Origin of the sequence: Sporosarcina pasteurii (assembly GCF_041295575.1) — a bacterium.
GTDB classification, from domain to species: Bacteria; Bacillota; Bacilli; order Bacillales_A; family Planococcaceae; genus Sporosarcina; species Sporosarcina pasteurii.
Map to the genome: position 1 here is coordinate 205,318 of NZ_CP160452.1, position 21,726 is coordinate 227,043.

At 39.2% G+C, this 21,726-nt stretch carries 20 protein-coding genes and 1 riboswitch; of the genes, 17 read left to right on the forward strand and 3 right to left on the reverse strand.

Features of this window, described 5'->3' with window-relative positions:
• Positions 1 to 25: 25 nt before the first annotated feature.
• Complete coding sequence (locus tag AB1H92_RS01000) at positions 26 to 1,660, reverse strand: PucR family transcriptional regulator (protein ID WP_115359749.1); 1,635 nt, start codon at positions 1,658 to 1,660, stop codon at positions 26 to 28.
• Positions 1,661 to 1,809: 149 nt separating this feature from the next.
• Between AB1H92_RS01000 and AB1H92_RS01005 the strand changes: the two genes are divergently transcribed.
• The 11 genes from AB1H92_RS01005 (at position 1,810) to AB1H92_RS01055 (ending at position 12,200) form a co-directional block, all read left to right on the forward strand.
• Complete coding sequence (locus AB1H92_RS01005; protein WP_311157248.1) at positions 1,810 to 3,273, forward strand: CoA-acylating methylmalonate-semialdehyde dehydrogenase; 1,464 nt, start codon at positions 1,810 to 1,812, stop codon at positions 3,271 to 3,273.
• A gap of 18 nt (positions 3,274 to 3,291) precedes the next feature.
• Complete coding sequence (locus AB1H92_RS01010; RefSeq protein WP_115359751.1) at positions 3,292 to 4,650, forward strand: aspartate aminotransferase family protein; 1,359 nt, start codon at positions 3,292 to 3,294, stop codon at positions 4,648 to 4,650.
• Between the two features lie 179 nt (positions 4,651 to 4,829).
• Positions 4,830 to 5,093 carry a metal-sensitive transcriptional regulator gene (locus AB1H92_RS01015; RefSeq protein ID WP_115363990.1) on the forward strand — a complete coding sequence of 88 codons (264 nt, stop codon included), beginning with the start codon at positions 4,830 to 4,832 and terminating at the stop codon, positions 5,091 to 5,093.
• Between the two features lie 162 nt (positions 5,094 to 5,255).
• Positions 5,256 to 5,735, forward strand: coding sequence for a DsrE/DsrF/DrsH-like family protein (locus AB1H92_RS01020; RefSeq protein WP_115359752.1), 480 nt, complete (start codon positions 5,256 to 5,258; stop codon positions 5,733 to 5,735).
• 52 nt (positions 5,736 to 5,787) lie between these two features.
• A complete protein-coding gene (locus tag AB1H92_RS01025) occupies positions 5,788 to 6,354 on the forward strand; it encodes a sulfurtransferase TusA family protein (RefSeq protein WP_370475224.1) in 567 nt (188 codons plus the stop codon).
• A 13-nt stretch (positions 6,355 to 6,367) separates the two neighbouring features.
• The gene (locus AB1H92_RS01030) at positions 6,368 to 7,492 is read left to right on the forward strand and encodes an MBL fold metallo-hydrolase (protein WP_115359753.1); all 1,125 of its coding nucleotides are present in this window, start codon (positions 6,368 to 6,370) and stop codon (positions 7,490 to 7,492) included.
• Positions 7,493 to 7,556: 64 nt separating this feature from the next.
• A complete protein-coding gene (locus AB1H92_RS01035) occupies positions 7,557 to 7,784 on the forward strand; it encodes a sulfurtransferase TusA family protein (RefSeq protein WP_115359754.1) in 228 nt (75 codons plus the stop codon).
• Positions 7,785 to 7,788: 4 nt separating this feature from the next.
• Entirely contained in the window at positions 7,789 to 8,562 is a 774-nt protein-coding gene (locus tag AB1H92_RS01040; protein ID WP_115359755.1) for a sulfite exporter TauE/SafE family protein, read from the forward strand.
• 74 nt (positions 8,563 to 8,636) lie between these two features.
• A riboswitch (SAM riboswitch) is annotated at positions 8,637 to 8,752 on the forward strand.
• A 115-nt stretch (positions 8,753 to 8,867) separates the two neighbouring features.
• Positions 8,868 to 10,160 carry an O-acetylhomoserine aminocarboxypropyltransferase/cysteine synthase family protein gene (locus tag AB1H92_RS01045; RefSeq protein ID WP_115359756.1) on the forward strand — a complete coding sequence of 431 codons (1,293 nt, stop codon included), beginning with the start codon at positions 8,868 to 8,870 and terminating at the stop codon, positions 10,158 to 10,160.
• 28 nt (positions 10,161 to 10,188) lie between these two features.
• A complete protein-coding gene (locus tag AB1H92_RS01050; protein WP_243835620.1) occupies positions 10,189 to 11,262 on the forward strand; it encodes a homoserine O-acetyltransferase in 1,074 nt (357 codons plus the stop codon).
• Positions 11,220 to 12,200: a homoserine dehydrogenase gene (locus AB1H92_RS01055; RefSeq protein WP_115359758.1), complete on the forward strand. Its 981-nt coding sequence runs from the start codon at positions 11,220 to 11,222 to the stop codon at positions 12,198 to 12,200. The genes AB1H92_RS01050 and AB1H92_RS01055 overlap by 43 nt, the downstream gene beginning before the upstream one ends.
• A 79-nt stretch (positions 12,201 to 12,279) precedes the next feature.
• On the opposite strand, the gene AB1H92_RS01060 is transcribed toward AB1H92_RS01055, so the two are convergent.
• Together AB1H92_RS01060 and AB1H92_RS01065 are read right to left on the reverse strand one after the other, a co-directional pair.
• On the reverse strand, positions 12,280 to 13,773 hold the full coding sequence (locus tag AB1H92_RS01060) for a BCCT family transporter (protein WP_115359759.1): 1,494 nt from the start codon (positions 13,771 to 13,773) through the stop codon (positions 12,280 to 12,282).
• Between the two features lie 331 nt (positions 13,774 to 14,104).
• The gene (locus AB1H92_RS01065) at positions 14,105 to 14,335 is read right to left on the reverse strand and encodes an excisionase family DNA-binding protein (protein WP_115359760.1); all 231 of its coding nucleotides are present in this window, start codon (positions 14,333 to 14,335) and stop codon (positions 14,105 to 14,107) included.
• A gap of 421 nt (positions 14,336 to 14,756) precedes the next feature.
• Between AB1H92_RS01065 and AB1H92_RS01070 the strand changes: the two genes are divergently transcribed.
• From AB1H92_RS01070 to AB1H92_RS01095, 6 genes are all read left to right on the forward strand, one after another.
• Positions 14,757 to 16,661, forward strand: coding sequence for a XylR N-terminal domain-containing protein (locus tag AB1H92_RS01070; RefSeq protein WP_115359761.1), 1,905 nt, complete (start codon positions 14,757 to 14,759; stop codon positions 16,659 to 16,661).
• Positions 16,662 to 16,900: 239 nt separating this feature from the next.
• Positions 16,901 to 18,412, forward strand: a complete 1,512-nt coding sequence (locus AB1H92_RS01075; RefSeq protein ID WP_115359762.1) for a 4-hydroxyphenylacetate 3-hydroxylase family protein — start codon at positions 16,901 to 16,903, stop codon at positions 18,410 to 18,412.
• A gap of 20 nt (positions 18,413 to 18,432) precedes the next feature.
• Positions 18,433 to 18,915, forward strand: coding sequence for a flavin reductase family protein (locus AB1H92_RS01080; RefSeq protein ID WP_115359763.1), 483 nt, complete (start codon positions 18,433 to 18,435; stop codon positions 18,913 to 18,915).
• Between the two features lie 27 nt (positions 18,916 to 18,942).
• Entirely contained in the window at positions 18,943 to 19,761 is an 819-nt protein-coding gene (locus AB1H92_RS01085; protein ID WP_115359764.1) for an FAD synthetase family protein, read from the forward strand.
• 79 nt (positions 19,762 to 19,840) lie between these two features.
• Positions 19,841 to 20,812 carry a catechol 2,3-dioxygenase gene (locus AB1H92_RS01090; RefSeq protein WP_075526296.1) on the forward strand — a complete coding sequence of 324 codons (972 nt, stop codon included), beginning with the start codon at positions 19,841 to 19,843 and terminating at the stop codon, positions 20,810 to 20,812.
• 135 nt (positions 20,813 to 20,947) lie between these two features.
• Positions 20,948 to 21,721: a 2-keto-4-pentenoate hydratase gene (locus tag AB1H92_RS01095; protein ID WP_115359765.1), complete on the forward strand. Its 774-nt coding sequence runs from the start codon at positions 20,948 to 20,950 to the stop codon at positions 21,719 to 21,721.
• The last annotated feature ends 5 nt before the right edge of the window (positions 21,722 to 21,726 follow it).

Here is a 21,726-nt window from a genome sequence, read left to right on the forward strand (position 1 = left end):
TGGGCGATGACGGATTTATTGTTGATTAATTCGGTTTAGAATCATTCTTCAATAGTTCGTGCGCTTTTATCGCAACTTCATATGCCAACCGGTTCGGCGGTTTCATAAAGTCTTTTCCAATAAGTGTCTCTAATCTTTCCAATCGATGGTACAAGGTTTGCCTGACGATAAATAACCGCTCTGATGTTTCTTTCTTTGAACCACTGCATTCAAGGTAAACAGCAAGCGTTTCGAATAAATTGCTATCTGTCTCGCGGTCGTAATCGATAACGGGTGATAGGTATTCTTTAACGTATGTCTCAAGGTGATTACTTTCTTTTAATATGAGTAGCAGTCTATAGACACCAAGACTTTCATAAAAATAGGTATTCGTAATTTCTGTTTCTTGCAGTGCTATTACTTTCCTTGCTTCATCATAACCTGTCATCACATCTGAGTTGTTTTGATAAACAGCGCTAATTCCAAAAGTGCATATATTTTCATCGGAAAAATTGTTTTTGGCTACGCGATTAATCTCTTTAATAATTTGCGTAAACCTATCTGTTTCCCCGCATAACTGTTCAGTTGAAAGAAATGACGCAATCACTGCAGTTTCATTTTTTCTAACTGAAACTGCCGGGAAAAATCCATTTTGTTTAAAGAGCGCGCGTATCGTCATAGATCTTTGGAGTTTTATTTCCTCCCAGTCTTCTTCGTTGATGTTCATATCATGCGTGTTTAACTGAATGACAAAGATACGATAATACATATTTTTGCTGGGTGTAGGCAAATACGTGTGTAAGTCAGCTTCATCACAGGATCGTCCATTTAGTAAATTTCGAACTAGTTCATCTTCCATGTTTTGTTTACGCTCTTCTATTGTACGATTACGAAGCAAAATTTGAGCAATGCTAAGTGCAGCACGATCCAATAAAAGAAATAAAAAGTCTTCAGCATAAGGTTCAGAAAACCGCAAACATAAATATCCCCATGTTTGTCCAAGACCTCGGACTGGCATAAAAGCATAGGAATACCCATGCATCGAGATAATTTTTTGTGTGTTCGTATAGATAAGCTCATGTTCGATAAGTTTGTGAACAGACCCTACCATTTCTTTACTTTCCGAAGGATAATAATAAGGTTTTAAGTGTTTATCAATAAAAAAGGCATTTTGTTGGAAAAGTTTATGGAGTTCTTGAAGTATTTTCAAAATCCCATTGTGCGTCAATGACAGTGAAATAAATTTACGGGATAGTGTATCAAGTTGTGAGAGCATTTCATGGTGTTGATTGATGATATGTGTATGCAAATCTTGTGTAATGTCGACAAATTTAACAATTTCTTCGAAAGCAATAATCGGAAAATCATGTTCATTTGCTAGTTTAATAATTTCAGTTGGGATTTCTGAAAAATGAGGACCTATTTCTATACAAATTGCAGCTACTTCTTTTTCGATGAGTTTTTTCACGTAGAGTAGTTGAGAGGAACGGTCAAGTTGCAGCCCCACTCCAGTTGTTAAAATAAGTTCCCCACCGTTAATAAGTGATTCGAAATCTTTTGTTTCTAATATATGTGACCATTTCACTTGCCGATTTAAACCGGCTTTTCCAGCGATAACTTTTGCACATTGAAACGATTTACGTTGTAGTACATCTTGTACGGTTAACTTTAACTCATTCACAGCGGTGCCTCCTTCAAAACGTTAAACTATCGAGCAAATGATTTCACATTATGTAAAATGAAAAATATTTAAAATATTTGTATTATATAAAGTGAAGTATATCGAATATCGAATTCGTTGGCAAGGGTATGAATAAAGGAGGAATTGCATTGAGTATTTTAGCGACTGAAAAGCAAACACTTTCAAATTTTATTGGTGGACAATGGGTAAAGTCAACGACAACTAAGTATGAAGAGGTTCCTAATCCGGCAACAGGAGAAATAATAGCAGAAGTACCAATTTCAACGAGCGAAGATTTAGAGAAAGCGGTGGCGGCGGCGAAAAAAGCATTTGCTAAGTGGAAAAAGGTTCCGTCTCCGCAACGTTCAAGAATTCTATATAAATATCATCAATTATTAACAGAGAACTGGGATGAGCTTGCGAAGCTCATTACAATAGAAAATGGTAAAAATTATAATGAAGCATACGGTGAAGTGCTTAGAGGCATTGAATGTGTTGAATTTGCAACAGGTACACCATCTCTCCTAATGGGACAACAACTGCCAGATATTGCGACTGATATCGAATCAGGGATGTATCGTTATCCGTTAGGGGTAGTCGGTGGAATTACACCATTTAACTTCCCAATGATGGTTCCTTGTTGGATGTTCCCACTCGCAATTGCAAGTGGAAATACATTTATATTGAAGCCATCAGAAAGAACACCGCTTTTGGCGAATCGATTGGCTGAGCTGTTGCAAGAAGCTGGATTACCAGAAGGGGTATTTAACATTGTGCATGGTGCACATGATATCGTTAACGGGATTTTAAGTCATCCGGATATCCCGGCGGTATCTTTTGTCGGCTCACAGCCTGTTGCAGAATATGTTTATAAAACGGGTACATCACATGGTAAACGGGTGCAAGCACTCGCGGGGGCAAAAAATCATTCAATTGTTATGCCTGACGCGGATATGGATTTAACAGTAACGAATATCATTAACGCAGCATTTGGTTCTGCAGGTGAAAGATGTATGGCTTGTGCGGTAGTTGTTGCGGTTGGTGATATTGCAGATGAACTCGTCGATAGATTAGTAGAAGAGGCGAATCAAATGACGATTGGAAATGGGCTAGAGAAAGGCATATTCCTTGGTCCTGTTATTAGAGATTCCCATAAGGATAAAACGATAGGGTATATCGAGTCTGGAGTAGAAGAAGGTGCAAAACTATTACGCGACGGACGTAAAGATGAATCTTCTTCGGAAGGCGGATATTTCGTCGGGCCCACGATTTTCGATCATGTTACGAAGGAAATGAAGATATGGAAAGAGGAGATTTTTGCACCGGTTTTATCGGTTGTAAGAGTTGAAACATTGGACGAAGCGATTATCTTGGCCAATCAGTCAGAATTTGCAAATGGCGCTTGTTTATATACAGACAGTGCAAAGGCGATTCGCCAATTTAGAGAAGAAATTGATGCGGGTATGCTTGGAGTCAACCTAGGGGTTCCTGCGCCGATGGCATTTTTCCCATTCTCTGGGTATAAAAAATCTTTTTATGGTGACCTCCATGCAAATGGAAAAGACGGCATTGAGTTCTACACAAGAAAGAAAATGTTAACAGCACGCCATTAAAAGAAGGGAGATTATAAAATGACAATTGTAGAAACTGGAACAGAATCGTTGGTTAAGAAAGACCGTGAAAACGTTTGGCACCATATTTCTGCTTATAACGAAAAGAATCCTCCAATGGTTTGGGAAAGTGCAGAAGGGGCATGGATTACAGACCATGAAGGAAATCGTTATCTGGACGGAATGTCAGGTCTCTGGGCGGTTAATGTTGGCTATGGACGAGAGGAATTGGCGGAGGTTGCCTATGAACAGTTAAAGAAAATGCCCTACGTACCGATGACACAAAGTCATGAGCCTGCAATTTTGTTGGCGGAAAAGTTAAATGAATTACTTGGGGATGATTATAAAATCATTTACTCCAATAGTGGGTCGGATGCGAATGAGGTTGCCTTTAAACTAGCGAGACAATATCATCAACAAAATGGTGAGCCATCGCGCTATAAGTTTATCTCTCGTTATCGTGCATACCATGGAAGTTCTATGGGGGCATTAGCGGCGACTGGTCAAGCATTACGCAAATATAAATATGAACCGCTTGCGCCGGGCTTTTTACATGTTGCACCGCCGGATAATTATCGTCGCCCTGCAGGTCAATCTGTAGAAGAGTATAATATTCAACGTGCCGAGGAATTTGAACAGAAAATTATTTGGGAACAAAAAGAGACAATTGCCGGCATTATTATGGAACCAATAATTACAGGTGGTGGGGTTCTTGTTCCACATCCTATTTATCTAGAAAAAGTACAAGAGATTTGTAATCGTCACGGTGTTCTACTCATTATCGATGAAGTGATCTGCGGATTCGGACGAACAGGGAAAGCTTTTGGTCACCAACACTACAAATTAAAACCAGATATCGTTACAATGGCAAAAGGGCTTACGAGCGCTTATTTACCACTATCGGTGACGGCGGTACGAAAAGAAATTTATGAAAAGTTTGATACAGGGGAAGAAAATAGTCACCTTCGCCATATTAATACATTTGGTGGAAACCCCGCAGCTTGTGCCCTAGCACTGAAAAATATCGAAATTATGGAGCGAGAAAATTTATTTGATCGTTCAGTTGAGCTCGGGAATCGATTGCAAAATGAATTGGCTGAATTGAAGGATCACCCTAACGTTGGGGAAATCCGTGGACTCGGATTTTTACTTGGGATTGAAGTTGTCGAAAACAAAGAGACCCGTGAACCAGCATCAAATGAACGCATTGCAAAGCTTATGGGAGATTGTAAGGCGAATGGGTTAATTGTTGGTAGGAACGGCGATACAGTTGCAGGTTTTAATAATGTTATCGCCCTAAGTCCGCCTCTTTCATGTACAGATGAAGATGTAGATTTTATCGTTAACGTTATAAAAAAGGTATTTAATGAAAATAAGTAATTAAACTAAAGGCATCCAATCGGCTAATTGGATGCCTTTTTATTATATTAAAATGGTTTGCACCTGCATCATATACCACTTAAATGTGAAAAATAAAAGAAACACAACTTTATTATTTGACAATATACTATAGGGGGTATATGATAAGGGTACAAGTTTTACTGGAGGGAGGAATAATGATGGAATACGATGACAAAGTAAAAAATCGATTAAAGAGAATTGAAGGCCAAATCAAAGGGATTTTGCGTATGATGGAAGAAAATAAAGACTGTAAAGATGTAATTACTCAATTATCTGCGTCAAGAACGGCGATTGACCGTACAATAGGCGTCATAGTGAGTGCCAATTTAGTTGAATGTATTCGCCAAATGGAGGATTCAGAAACTAGAACGCAAGAAGACATTGTCAAAGAAGCGGTCGATTTATTAGTGAAAAGTCGATAAATAACTTAGGTTTTGTACTCGTTTTACTAGTACAAAACCTTGATAATGATCTCAATTAAATTGGTATATTTTTTTACCCTATAATATACCTATAGGGGTAGGTGTAACGTGACGGTGTTTTATTTACTATTATACCCTTGTGGGTAAAGGAGAAGATGAACAGTGACGGAAAAGAAAAAAACAACCATTGTGTTATTTAGCGGCGACTATGATAAAGCAATGGCGGCATATATTATCGCGAACGGTGCTGCTGCGTATGATCATGAAGTAACGATTTTTCATACATTTTGGGGATTAAATGCGCTTAGAAAAGATCAGCAAGTTCCTGTGAAAAAAGGATTTTTGGAAAAAATGTTTGGCAAAATGATGCCGCGTGGTGCTGACAAAATGGGCATTTCTAAAATGAACTTTGCCGGGATGGGTCCGAAAATGATTAAACATGTGATTAACAAGCATAATGCGATGACTCTTCCACAATTAATTGACATGGCACAAGAATTAGAAGTGAATCTTGTTGCATGTACGATGACAATGGATTTACTAGGTCTTCAACAGGAAGAGTTGCTAGAGAAAATTGAATATGCAGGTGTCGCCGCTTATTTAGGTGAAGCCGAAGATGGAAATGTAAACTTATTTATCTAATTTTTTTACTCATTATTATACCCGTACTAGTATACGTAAAGGAGAGGTTAAGTTGATTCATTCAGATTACCAAATTGATGCAAAGGGATTAGCGTGTCCTATGCCAATCGTTAAAACGAGAAAAGCGTTGAATGATGTAACGCCAGGAAGCGTGGTTGAAGTCGCTGCAACAGATAAAGGGTCAACAGCTGATTTAAAAGCTTGGGCAAAAAGTGCAGGGCATGAATATATCGGCACCGTTGAGGAAGGCGGAGTGCTTAGACACTATTTACGAAAAGCGAATGAAGCCGAGGAAAAGGAAGAGAGATTTCCGCATGTCGTGTCAAACGAACAATTGGCATCTTTGTTAGAATCCGAACAAAATATCGTACTGCTTGACGTTCGAGAAGAGGCAGAATACGCATTTGGCCATATTCCAAGCGCAAAGTCAATGCCGCTCAATACAGTAGATGAGCAAATGAACCAAGTGGATCAATCAAGTGATGTTTACGTCATTTGTCGAACAGGAAATCGCAGTGACCTTGTTGCGAAGAAGTTAACAGAAGCAGGATTTTCAAATGTTTATAATGTCGTTCCTGGTATGAGTGAATGGAACGGGACGATAGAAAAAAACGAATAGGAGGATTTATTCAATGACAGTTCAATCAATGACAGCTGCTGAAATGGCGAAAAAAGTAATTCAAAAAGAAAATGTATTTATTTTAGACGTTAGAAATGAAGATGCATTTGCTGATTGGAAAATCGAAGGCGAAAATGTTGTCTCGCTTAACATTCCGTATTTCGATTTGCTGGACGGTGTTGAAGAAATTATCGATCAATTGCCAAGCAATGAAGTGGTTGTTGTTTGTGCAAAAGAGCAATCCTCTATTATGATCGCGGAGATGCTAGCGGAGGCAGGTAAGAAGGCTCGTTATCTTTCTGGCGGAATGGGAACTTGGAGTGAGCACTTAGAGCCAGTGAAGATTGGTGATTTAAATGGCGGCGGTGAATTGTATCAATTCGTTCGGATCGGTAAAGGTTGCTTATCTTATATGGTCGTTTCAAACGGGGAAGCTGCAGTCATTGACGCAACGAGAATGACAGATGTCTTTCTGGATTTCGCCGAAAATCTAAATGTGAAAATCACGAATGCCATTGATTCGCATTTGCATGCTGACCATATTTCAGGTGGAAGGGCAATTGCAGAAGCCGTAAACGGTAACTATTGGTTACCTCCAAAAGATGCAGAGCAAGTCACTTTTTCTTATGAAGCATTGCTAGAAAATACGGATATTACGATTGGCCATACGAAAATTACGATTCAACCAATCTACTCTCCAGGACATACGATTGGGTCAACATCTTTCATTATCGACGATCAGTATTTATTGACTGGTGACATTTTATTTATCGATTCCATTGGTAGACCAGACCTTGCAGGATTGGCGGAAGATTGGGTCAGCGATTTACGAGAAACATTATACGAACGCTATACAAAACTAGCGGATGACCTAATCGTATTACCAGCGCACTTTATGATTATAGAAGAACTTAATGATGACGGTAGTGTAGAAGAAAAATTAGGGACATTATTTGAAGAAAACCATGGATTGCAGATTGAGGATGAGGCTGAATTTAGACAGATTGTGACAGGTAATTTACCACCTCAACCGAATGCATACGAAGATATTCGAAAAACCAATATGGGATTGATTAATCCAGACGAAGCAACGCAGCGTGAAATGGAAATTGGCCCGAATCGTTGTGCGATTAGGTAAGCATTTAAGTTCAATTTTCCCCCATAATAATCGAAAATTTTAATTCATAAAGGAGTAGATATAAATGAACGTTACAAAGAAATTAGATGCAAAAGGGTTAGCTTGTCCAATGCCGGTCGTAAGAGCAAGAAATACGATGAAAGAAATGGCAGAAGGTGAAGTGTTAGAAATCTATACAACGGATAAGGGCTCAGTGGCGGATTTAGCTGCATGGTCGAAATCTGGCGGGCATGAACTATTAGAACAAAAGGAAGAGGACGGCGTATTCACATTTTGGATTAAGAAGGGATAATGCCATGGACATTACGTTAATTATCGTTGTCTTTCTAATTGGCTTTATTGGGTCCTTTATTTCAGGAATGGTCGGGATTGGCGGCTCGATTATTAAATATCCGATGCTGCTTTATATCCCGCCACTTCTTGGCTTTGCCGCATTTACATCCCATGAAGTTGCAGGAATTAGTGCAATTCAAGTGTTCTTTGCAACGATTGCTGGTGTTTGGGCATACCGTAAAAGTGGTTATATTAATATGCGCCTTATTCTCTATATGGGCGGCAGTATTTTAGTTGGTAGTTTTATCGGAGGATACGGTTCAAACCTCCTTTCTGAAGGAGCCATTAATTCCGTATATGGTGTGTTGGCGACAATTGCTGCGATTATGATGTTTATTCCTAAGAAGGATGTTGATCAGCATCCGGACGGCGAAATAACATTCAACAAATGGTTAGCTTCTTCATTAGCCTTTATAGTTGGGATTGGCGCGGGAATTGTTGGGGCAGCAGGCGCATTTATTCTAGTGCCAATAATGTTGGTCGTTTTAAAGATTCCAACGCGTATGACGATTGCTACTTCACTTGGCATCACATTTATTTCGTCGATTGGCTCAACGATTGGAAAAGTTGCAACAGGCCAAGTCTTATATGTACCGGCAGCAATTATGATCGTTGCGAGTATCATTGCTTCTCCATTAGGAGCGAAAGTTGGCCAAAAAATGAATACGAAGATTTTACAATGGATTCTTGCGATATTAATATTATCTACCGCAATTAAAATTTGGTTAGATTTTTAATTTAAAAAAACGCTTGACTTTTCTATCTAATCAGTCTTATACTGTTTAACAAGATGGAAATCAGAATCATTTAACTCTTATCAAGAGCGGCGGAGGGAATAGGCCCTACGATGCCCGGCAACCAGCAAGTGACCTACTTGCAAAGGTGCTAATTCCTACAGATTCGTGCAAACGGTCTGAGAGATGAGAGGAGGAATTAAGCGAAAGCGGAACCCTCTTCTTTATGAAGGGGGTTCTTTTTTATACATAAAATTCCCCCCATCGTCCATGCACTTCCATCAATAAAATTCTGGAGGTAATGAATCATGACAAACTATCAACCTGAAACACTACTATTACACGGTGGTCAAGAACCTGACCCAATCACAGGATCACGCGCATTGCCAATACATCGCACGACTTCTTTTGTTTTCAAAAATACAGAACACGCACAAAACTTATTCGGCTTAAAAGAAGCTGGCAATATTTATACACGTATTACAAACCCTACAGTTGATGCATTCGAACAGCGAGTTGCACAACTAGAAAAGGGAACTGCTGCAGTTGCACTATCTTCCGGAATGGCAGCAATTGCTTTTGCAATTATGAACATTGCAGAGGCTGGCGATGAGATTCTTGCAGCTGAAAATTTATATGGCGGAACGTACAATTTATTCGCAGTGACATTGCCCCGCTACGGTATCGATGTAAAATTTGTTGATGCAACAGACCCGGAAAACTTCCGCAAGGCAATTACAGACAAAACGAAAGCTATTTTTGCAGAGTCGATTGCGAATCCAAGTCTGCACGTTTTAGATATTGAAGCAGTTGCTGAAGTTGCACATGACAACGATATTCCGCTTCTCATTGACAGTACATTTTCAACGCCATACGGCAGCAATCCAATTGAATTTGGCGCAGACGTTGTTATTCATTCGGCAACAAAGTGGATTGGCGGCCATGGTACGTCAATCGGCGGTGTTGTAGTTGATGGCGGTAAGTTTGACTGGACAAAAGGGAAGTTCCCTGGATTTACGGAGCCAGACGAGACATATCATGGACTCCGTTACGGTATTGATGTACCTAATGCAGCATTTGCAACAAAGTTACGTGTTCAACTATTACGTGATTTCGGACCTTGCTTAAGCCCGGACAATGCATTTAATTTCTTACAAGGTTTAGAAACATTGCATTTACGCTATCCAAAACATTGTGAGAATGCACTTGAAATTGCAAAGTACCTACAAAGCCATCCATCTGTTGAATGGGTTACTTACAATGGACTGGAAGATCATCCGTCCTATGAAGCGAGCAAGAAATACTTGAAAAATGGTGTTGGCTCAATTGTAAACTTCGGTATTAAAGGCGGACGTGAAGCGGGACGTAAAGTCATTGATAATGTGAAAATTTGGTCTCACGTTGCAAACGTTGGAGATGCGAAGTCACTTATTATCCACCCGGCTTCGACAACCCACCAGCAGTTAGGTCCTGAGGATTTGAAAAAATCAGGCGTTTCTGAAGAGTTAATCCGTCTAGCTGTAGGTTTAGAGTCGACAGAAGATATTATTGCTGACCTTGCACAAGCAATTGAAAAAGCAGTGCCAGTGGGTGCAAAGTAAGGAAATGAGAAAACAGGAGATGAGGACTTTGGTAGAGACGGGAACTGTAAACATCGGGAGATTAACGTTAGAGTCTGGGATTGTTCTCGACCAAGTCCATCTCGCTTATGAATGGGCTCGAAAAGATAATTCCCCAATCGTACTAGCTTGTCATGCTTTAACAGGGAACCATCGCACCATCGGGGATGAAGTACGCCCTGGTTGGTGGAATGGGTTAATTGGTAAGGGGAAAAGCATTGATACAGATACGTATTCAGTCATTTCTTTCAATGTGCTTGGTGGATGTAATGGGTCAACGGGACCTTTAACGCTTCATCCGCATACGAAAGAACCTTACCGGGCCAATTTCCCAGATATTACAATACGGGATATGGTCCATGCAGAAAGAAAAGCCCTTACTATTCTAGGAATTGAACGGTTGCATACCGTAATAGGCGGTTCTTTAGGCGGGATGCGCGTACTCGAATGGGGCGTTATGTACCCTGATGATATGGATTTACTCATTCCAATTGCTGTCACACCGTCCTTAAGCGCATATGGCATTGCCTTTAATTGCATTGGCTTACATGCCATTGAAAGTGATGAAGAATATGCGGGCGGTTATTATAAAGATGCGACGAAAGTAAAAGGTTTTGAAACAGCTCGAATGGCAGGAATGGTAACGTACCGTTCAGATCATTTATTTAATGAACGATTTGCACGTAAGGCATCAGAGCAAGGCGGATATGAAGTAGAATCTTATTTGCATCATGTAGGCAAAAAGATTACAGGACATTTTGATCCGAATAGTTACTGTACGTTATTGCGTGCATTAAATACGCATGATATTGGAAGAGGGCGCGGCGGTATCGCTGCAAGTGCTAAATTGATTCAAGCGAAAACCGTGTTGATTGGTTTTACACATGATTTAATTTACCCACCTGAAACGATTCGTTCATTTTCGCATCTACTGCCAGATGCATCGTTTTGTCTCATTAATTCTGAGTTTGGTCATGACGGATTTTTAACGGAATTTAACAAGTGGGGAATTTTTATTAGGCAATCTATGGAGGTGGCAACATGCCGACAATCAAAGCCGCAATACTTGGCTTCGGTACGGTAGGTGAAGGCATTTACCGAATTATTAATGAAAAAAAGAAAGAAATTGAACAACAGACAGGTTTTACAATTGAAATTGCTACGATTTTGGTACGAGATATAGCCAAAAAAAGAATTTCAACACCTGGTGTTCAAGTAACAGATGATATTCGGGAGGTCTTTGGTCAGCCACAACTTGATATAGTTTTCGAAGCAATTGTTGGAGAAGAACCGGCGTATACGTATTTATCTGAAGCAATTGCCAAAGGGTATGACGTCATTACAGCAAACAAAACAATGTTCGCGACTCATGGTCCTGCATTATTGCAGCAAGCAGAAGAAAAAGGGGGACACATCGGTTTTGAAGCCACAACTGCTGGAGGCGTTCCCATCATACAAACGGTAAAAAACTTGTTAACAGGTGACCGTGTGCATCGAATCCAAGGAATTTTAAACGGGACATCGAACTTTATTTTAACGAAAATGAGAAAAGAAGGATTATCGTTTAAGGCCGCGCTTCAAGAAGCACAAAATCTTGGCTATGCGGAAGCAGACCCTACGGATGATATTAGTGGGAAAGATGCATTTCGTAAATTAATGATCTTAAGTCAACTTGCATTTGGCAAACAACCTGAATGGAAGACAATCGACATACAAGGCATTGATAAAATAAAGCTGGAAGATGTATTAGAAGCTACCAATTTGCATTATCGTCATATTGCGGATATTGAGATTGATGAAAATGGAAACCTTTCAGGAAGTGTTGCGCCAGTATTAATCGGACCTGATCATCCTTTTTATGGAATAGACGGTGTGGATAATGCGATCATTGTCGAAACCGAATATTTAGGTGCATTGACGCTTGTCGGTCCTGGGGCTGGCATGTATCCAACAGGCAGTGCAATGGTCAATGACTTTATCCGAATCGCTGGTGTACGCAAAAAAGAACTGATTACTAGTTAAGAAAAAACGCTTTTCATCTATTATTAATTGAGATGAAAAGCGTTTTTATGTGTTTATGCAATGTGAAAAGATGTGATTGTCATTTTTTCCTTTTTATTAACAACAGTTCGGCCCTAAGCGCCTTAATCAGGGAGACGACCATAAGTAACAATACGAAAGAGAATGGCAATGCTGCGATAATAATTGTGTTTTGTAATGCGGTTAATCCGTTAACAGATAGTAAAATAACTGCAATGGTTGACTGGATCAGTCCCCAAATAAGTTTAACGTTATTTGGCGGTGTTAAAGAGCCATTTGTCGACTGCATACCGAGTACGAATGTTGCCGAATCCGCAGATGTGATAAAGAATGAAGCGATCAAAGTAATTGCTGCGATGGATAAGAACAATGACCAAGGCATTGCATCAAACATCTCAAAAATCGTTAACTCCGTACTAGATTGTGTTAGATCAATAAGACTATTCATTTGAATATCAATTGCAGTCGAGCCAAATGCAGCAAACCAGAAAGCACCTAAAATAGTAGGTACCACAAGTACGCCAATTAAAAACTCTTGAATTGTTCGACCTTTTGATACCCGAGCGATAAACATACTAACGAATGGCGCCCATGAAATCCACCATGCCCAGTAAAAGATGGTCCAGCCATCTAACCAATCGCGTCTATCTTCATACAAAGGTGCAGTACGCATACTCATTTCGACTAAATTCGCAACGTAACTACCGAAAGATTCGGTGAACATATTAAAGATGAGTAATGTTGGCCCAAGAATGACAACAATGACAAGTAGAACGAGCCCAACAACTAAGTTTGTATTAGATAAATACTTAATTCCTCTACTAAGTCCTGACCATGCGGATGCAATGAAAAGGACAGTGACAACTGCAATAATGATAAATTGTGATTGAATGCCAATTTCAATCCCAAACAGATGATTGAGTCCTGCGTTAATTTGAACAGCACCGAAGCCGAGAGATGTTGCAACACCAAAAGATGTGGCAAAGACGGCTAATACGTCAACGAGAATGCCCCATGGCCCCTCCATTTTTTTACCGAAAATCGGCTTCAATGTTGCTGAAATTAAACCAGGCTCTCCTTTCCTAAATTGAAAGAAAGCTAAAGATAGCGCAATCACACCGTACATTGCCCAAACATGAAGTCCCCAGTGTAAATACGATTGCCTTAAACCTTCTTTAAAAGCAGCGGCTGTGTTTGGCGCCTCTGTAGCAGGGCTAATGGCGAAGTGGGATAGTGGTTCGGCAGCACCGTAAAAAACAAGGCCAATTCCCATACCTGCTGAGAAGAGCATTGCAATCCAAGTGGCTGTTGAAAACTGTGGACGATCGTGGTCTTTTCCTAAACGAATTTTCCCATAAGGACTAAGTACAAAAAATATAGCGAGTGCGACCATAAACGACATAAGCAACATATAGTACCAACCGAATGTTGACGCAACAAAATCTTTCGCTTTTGTTGTGACAGCTTCAAAACTTTCTGGCGCCATAGCACCATAGCTGACCGCTACTATAATGAGCGCGATTGTAATATAAAAAACCTTTGATATTTTCTTCATAATTCCCCCTGTTAATAGTTGGTGTTCTATACATAGTTGTCAACTATACCACAATCATATTTATAGGCAACTGGAATTTTTACGTGTCGTAAGTAGACTTTTGGATAGTTTATGTATGCGTATACAGAGGCATGGATGTGATTAAAATAGGATTGAGCTTGTCTAGTTTATCATTTGAAATAAGTTGATTTTTATACATAGAAACACAAAAAAGGGGGGCAAAGTCATGGTTTGAGGTGTCTGGTAGGCATTTAGGTCTACTTAAGAGGAGTTAGTCAAAATGCCGGTAAACTAAATGACAAGGCGAAAGGGTAAAGCCTTTCGCCCTTTATTAATCTTCATCCCGGACATCGCGGTCAGGCAAGAGAATGTTTTTACGCCATTCATCTATTTGTTGCTTTGCGATTTCAAGGTGGTCGTGATAATTTTTGAATTGCTCTTTATTGATCATAAACTGCTCTCCGTCATCCACTGCACGAATACGACCATCCAATACATACTTCGTTACTTGACTGACGGGCATACCTAAATATTCAGCTGTTTCGGGAACGGTTAAGTACATTTAGATTCTCCCCTTTAGTAAAAAACATCCTATCTGTTAATAGTACTAAATGAGAAGAAAAGAATAAATGATTAAACGAAAATATTGACATAAAAACTTAGAAACAAAGTAGGGAATTCTGAGATATTGTTGAGGATTGTTGAGATGATGAAAAGTTTGATTGTAGCGTCTAGAATCTACGGCTATTTTTAGCGAAGTTTGCTAGTTGGTATACCGCAGTATTTCTCGTTTTACTCATTGGTAAGTATAGTACATAATACACAAATTTAAGAGATACTGTTTAAATGAATCATCTTACTGTATAATTATATTCAGTTAAATCGGAAGAGTCTATCTATTGGTATTGAACTATAGCAATGTGGATTATTATTTCTTGTAAGTGGGGGAATAGCCCAAGTATTTAGAGGATGTGGAGGTTTTTATGAATAAATTGACTTTAACTAACAATCTTCAAGTAAAAGAAAATGGGTCTATTTTCATACAGGAGGATCGTTCACTTATTATTTCAATAGCAGCATTTGGGACACTTAGGAAAGAATTGATTGAAAATATCGGGAATGATAGAGTGAAAGGCTTTTTGTTGCGCTATGGATGGAAGTTAGGTGAGAAAGATGCAGAGAAAGTATTAAAGATGAACTTAAATACAATAGAAGAAAGAGTTTTATATGGACCAAAATTTCACAAAATGCAAGGGAATGCGAGGGTAGAAGCAACAAAACTAGAGGTTAACAGGGTTTGTGAAAAAAGTGCTCAATATTCAATTTCCATGGAAGGAATTTGGAGAAATTCTTATGAGGCAGTTGAACATATTGCCCAATTTGGCATAGTGAAAGACCAAAATTGTTATACGCTCACTGGTTATGGGAGCGGCTTTTTATCGAAAATATGCAACCAGACGGTAATATTTAAAGAATTAACGTGCGAGGTGCAAGGGCATTCCGAATGTCGGTGGATTGCTAAATCATTGGATCGGTGGGGGGAGGAAATAAAATCAGAACTTGATTTCTATAAATACACGCCCATTGTGCAAGAATTGGAAAAAACATATGAACAACTAGTAGAAGAGAGAGAGAATTTAAATACAAGTATCCTGATTCACGAAAAGTTGACACAGGAGATTCTGCTAGGTAATAATTTGGAGTCGATTGCAAATATAGTCCATGAAGAAACGGGAATACCAGGTATTATTACGGATAAACGTCACCAAGTACTCGCTTATAAAGGGATTCCCGAAGCGGACCTTGATGAACTGAATAGGGACTTTAAGAACTACTTGATGAATACACGAACAGATTTTGCTATTGATAAAAAAGAGCGGCTCATTCAAAATACGGAACTTGTAAAATTAAATCAGCATAGCCGGCTTGTTACCCCTATCATTCTTCAGAACCGAGTTATAGGATACTGTTCCTTTGTATATCCCGGGAATAAAAAAATAGAACTTAAAATCCATAAAATGCTTTTAGAAAGGGTTGCTTCAATAAGCTCTTTATTTCTATTAAATGAAAAAACAAAGTTTGGTGCGGATCAGCGTTTGCGTGAACACTTTTTTGAAGATATTTTACGCGGCGAATATTTGGATGAAAAAGAGATTTTACGAAAAGGGAACTTAATTCACCTTGATCTGTCAGAGCCATTTCGCATTATTGCAGTTCAATATCAGTTTAAAGAAAAAGATCTGAAAAATGAGTTAGCCTTTCACGGAAATGTGTTGGAATTAACGTATAAGTATTTCACCGAAAAAAATATCGGAATATTAATTACACATAAAGCAAATGGCGTCGTACTATTAATTCCCGAAAAAAATATAATGGACAAGCGGGTCTGCAGAGAGGATTTTTTACGATTTTTGTCGGAAAATTTTACAGTGGCTCGCTTTTTTGCTGGGATTAGTAAATCTTCGTCACATATCGGAAAAATAAAAGATCGTTATCGTGAAGCATTAACGGCCCTTCGTATGACCACGAGTAGCAACCAAATCGTGACATTCGAATCGTTAGGCATAATAGGGCCGCTTATTAATCAAAACAATGAAAAAGAAGTTAAACAAATTGCTGAACATGCGTTAGGACCCCTTTTGAAAGATTTAGATGAAAAGAAAATAGACTTATTAAAAACACTATATACTTTCCTATCAAATGGCGGGAATTTAGAACAAACCGCATTAAATATTGGTCTTTCTCTTAGTGGTTTAAGATATAGGATTTCTAAAATCGAGGAAATGCTTGATAAGGATTTACGTAACCCCATCTATATGCATCAACTATTACTTGCCTTACAAATTATCATATTAATAGATGGTATAGATTTGCAGGTAGTGGGTTAAGGATTAATCTTTTTTTCGTATAAAGCCCCGCACCTATTAACTAAATATATTAAAGAATAAACCTTCATTCCTAGAGGAATGAAGGTTTATTTTTTTGATTTAAATATTGAAAACAAACAAAAAGGTTTGGAAAAACAATTTTTATTAGAAGGTTTTTGTCATTGTTTTATCCTTTTAGAGTTTGTATTATTTGGTTAGTAGCAATTTTCAGAATAAATAAAATGGAGGGGAGTTTACTTATGCAAACTGGAAAAGAGTACTTAGAAAGTTTACAAGACGGAAGAGTAGTTTATCTAAATGGTGAAAAGATTGACGACGTCACAACACACCCTGCTTATCGAAATTCAGCACAATCCTATGCAAGAATGTATGATGCTTTGCATGATCCTGAAAAGAGTGAGATTTTAACTGCTGAAACGGAATTTGGGGATCGAACACATAAGTTTTTTAAAACACCTAAAAGTGCACAAGACTTAGTAGAGGCAAGAGATGCGATTGCAGAATGGTCAAAAATGAACTTTGGTTTTATGGGGAGAACCCCAGATTATAAAGCATCTTTTACAGGTCATTTGGAAGGGTATGCGGATTACTACGAGGGCTTTGAAGACAATGCAAGGGCATGGTATAAAAAAGCGACTAAAGAAGTTCCGTTTATTAACCATACGATTATTAATCCGCAAATGGATCGCTCAAAACCTCTTCACGAAAATAAAGATGTGTTCGTTCGTGCGGTGAAAGAAAGAGATGACGGAATAATTGTAAGCGGTGCCAAAATGGTTGGGACAGCGGCAGCTTTGACAAATTATAACTTTGTAGCCAATTATGGCCCGACTGATTTAGGCGGCGGTGATCAAAGTCATGCGTTAATTTTCTTTGTTCCGATGAATGCAGAAGGCGTCAAAATGATTAGCAGACAGTCCTATGAGTTAAATGCGATGAAGAACGGCTCGCCATATGATTTTCCATTATCTAGCCGTTTTGATGAAAACGATGCAGTTATTGTTTTGGATAATGTGTTTATTCCTTGGGAAAATGTGCTTGCTTATAGAAATGTAGAAGTTTCTAATAATTTCTTAAGTCAGTCTGGCTTTGTAAATCGCTTCACATTCCATGGATGTACACGACTTGCAGTGAAATTAGACTTTATGTCGGGTCTTCTATTAAAAGCGACAGAGGCTGCAGGAACGCATAATTTCAGAGGTGTGCAGGCGAATATTGGAGAAGTACTGGCGCTTCGAAATATGTTCTGGGGCTTATCGACAGCAATGGCGACTGAGCCGGAATTTAAGGAAAACGGATTAGCGGTACCTAATGGATTTTATGCAAATTCGTATCGTGTATTAGCACCTATGACTTGGGTAAAAGTTAAACAGATTTTTGAACAAGTCATTGCAGGCGGATTAATTCAACTGCCATCCAGTGCAAATGATTTCTTGAATCCAGATATTCGACCATACCTCGATAAATATTATGGCGGGACGAATATTGAAGCAGTAGATCGGGTGAAGTTAATGAAAATGGTATGGGATGCAATTGGCACAGAGTTCGGTGGAAGGCATGAACTATATGAAGTCAATTACGGAGGAAACCATGAAAATATTCGATTGGAAACTTATTTCCACGCGTTAGGAACAGGTGCGGCAGATCAGTATAAGTCATTTGTTGATAGTGCGTTAAGTGATTATGACTTAAACGGTTGGACAAATGAGACTTGGAAAAGTACAGCTGAGAAAGAAGCAGTCAAACTTTAAAGAATATAGGAGGTTTTACGATGGATGACCTTAAATTTCGAAAAGCGATGGGTAAATTTGCTTCAGGTGTCACGGTAATTACGACAGATTTGGAAGATGATGTTCACGGTATGACTGCAAACGCTTTCATGTCACTTTCCCTTCATCCTAAATTAGTCGTTGTGTCTATAGATAATCGGGCACATATGTTGGAGAAAATTAGAAGCAGTAAAAAGTACGCAGTGAATATTTTAGCTGAGGATCAGCAGATTCTATCTATGAACTTTGCGGGTCAGTTAAAAGAGAACATCGACATTTCATTTGCCACCTTAAGTGGACAGTCCGTTTTAGAGGGTGCAGTTGCACAAGTGACTTGCGAAGTTGTTAATGAACATGTAGAAGGCGATCATACGCTCTTTATTGGAAAGGTGACAGATATTCATATAGAAGATCGCGAGCCTTTGCTTTTCTATAATGGGAAATATCGATCCTTAAAAGAAGAAAAGGTAGTTGAAACTGTCTAGGCATTTCTGAACGGGGGGGAGAAATACTTGGAAACGATTTATTTAAATCATTCAACGCAAAACATTGTACCGTCTAAAGCAGAATCATGTGTCATTGCTCTTGGCTTTTTTGATGGCATGCATTTAGGCCACCAAGAAGTAATTGAGTCAGCTAAGAGAATTGCTGAAGAACGTCAACTTACATTCGCGTGCATGAGTTTTTTTCCTCATCCGAAGGAAGTGCTTTTAAGTGGCAGTGAAAAGGTCCAGTATTTGATGCCAATGGCTGAGAAACAAAAAGTTCTCCATGAAAAGGGCGTCGAAAAGTTTTATATTGTTGAATTTAACAGGCGATTTGCCTCACTATCGCCAAAGCAATTTGTCTATGAATATCTTCTTCAATATGGTGTCGAACATGTCGTGGCCGGTTTTGATTTCACCTATGGTTACCGTGGAGAAGGGCATATGGGGAGATTGGCAGAAGATGCGGACGGGAAATTAGATGTTTTGAAAGTTGAGGAAGTTGGATGTAAGGGCCAGAAAATCAGTTCGACATTAATTAGAAAGCTGATTTGTTCTGGAAGAATGGATTTGATTGAAGAATATTTGGGTAGATCTTATGAGTTGGCGGGGAAAATCCGGGTTAATAATGATGTATTTAATATAGTCATTGACCCTTATTATTTGCTGCCGGCTTCTGGTGAATACGAGGTACTTGTCAAAATGGGAGTTGCAGAATGGGTTCAAACAGCCACTGTGGTAGATGGAAAAGTAATCTTGCAAAAATATGACAGTCAGCAACATTTCTTACACGACTTTACAAATGTAAGGCTTGAGTGGAAGAGGTGCTTAGTGCCAGTTTCTTGAGTGCTAAGTTGTAGGCAAGACTATCAAACTCTGGGGTAAAAGCAAGACAATATACAAGGAAAATTAGGGGGTATTTTTAATGGCAAATTTTGATGTAGCGCAGTTAGCGCACGTGGAACTATTCTCTCCAAAACCAGAAGAAACGGTTAAGTTTTTTACAGATTTAATGGGCTTGCAAGTAACGGAAAAACAAGGACAATCCGTCTATTTAAGAGCATATGAAGATTTTTACCACCATACATTAAAAATCACGGAAGCGAAAGAAGCAGGAATGGCACATACTGCGTGGCGGGCAAGTTCAAAAGAAGCGTTAGAACGCAGAGTACAATCACTTGAAAAAAGCGGTTATGGAAAGGGCTGGAATAAGGGAGATTTAGGCCATGGTCCAGCTTACGAATTCCAAACACCGGACGGACATAATATGGAATTGCTTTGGGATGTTGAGTATTACGAGGCGCCTGAAGATCAGAAAACAAAACTTAAAAGCCGTCCGCAGAAGAGACCGAATATTGGGGTTCCGGCAAGACGTTTGGATCATGTCAACCTGATGACAAGCGACGTGACGAAAAATAAAAACTTCATGATCGATGAGTTGGGCTTTAAATTACGTGAACATGTTGTTTTGGATAATGGCGCTGAATTGGGGGCTTGGCTAAGTGTAAGTCCACTTGTACATGAAATTGCAGTAATGGCTGACCAGGGCGGACATAAAGGCCGTTTCCACCATATTGCTTACTGGTATGGTTATCCACAACATCTTATGGATTTAGCGGATTTATTTGCAGAAAATGGCATTGAAATTGAATCTGGTCCTGCGAAGCATGGAGTCAGCCAAGCGTACTTTATGTATGTGTATGAGCCAGGCGGAAATAGAGTTGAGTTGTTCGGTGATTCGGGTTACTTAATTCAAGATCCAGACTGGAAACCGGTTAAATGGACGGAAGATAGTCTTGCTGAAGCGATTGTGTGGTACGGAGGGGACCTTCCGGAGCAATACTTCACATATGGAACACCTAATAAGGAATCAAAAATTATTTTACCAATCTCTTAAGCACAATAGCTAGAAGAGGGTTCTATAAACGAGTAGAGGACCGCGTAGTTGGCTTGTACAGCTTGAAAAGTGACGCATGTCCTCTACTTTTGATAAGTCTAGCAAAAGCAGGGTGAAGGTACAGGAGGAATTAGTATGGTTGTTCAATTAAGTGCCGAACGTTTATTAAAAGCTGAAAAAAGTAAGCGGGCAATTTCGCCGCTGACAGATGATTATGCAACGCTCACAGTTGATGAAGCTTACGCGATTCAATTAGAACAAATTCGTGAAAAAGTTGAAAAGGGCTCCGTCATTGTTGGAAAGAAAATTGGTTTAACAAGTAAAGTGATGCAAAATATGTTTCAAGTAAATGAACCGGATTACGGACATTTATTAGATGACATGATTTTACTTGATGGTGAAACCGTATCACTAGAAGACTTTATCCAGCCTAAGTTGGAGTTCGAAATTGCTTTTGTACTGAAGAAAGATTTAAAAGGTCCTGGTGTCACAGTGATAGACGTGCTTGAAGCGACGGATTATATCGCCCCGGCATTTGAAATCATCGACAGCCGCATACGCGATTGGGAAATTAAATTTGAAGATACGGTTGCGGATAACGGCTCTTCTGCAAGAGCAATATTGGGCGGTAAACCAACAAATATTGAGGATGTCGATTTAGCGCATATCGGCATGGTTGTTTACCGAAATGGAAAGTTTTTGGATAGTGCCGCAGGTGCAGCTGTGTTAGGGAACCCTGCACGCGCGGTTGCATGGTTGGCAAATGCATTGGGCAAATATGATATTTCTTTGTATGCAGGAGAAATGGTATTATCCGGCGCACTTTCAGCGGCAGTGCCAATCGAAAAAGGAGATACCTTTACAGCTGAGTTCGCGCATATTGGTTCAGTTTCTGCAACGTTTCAATAAGAAAG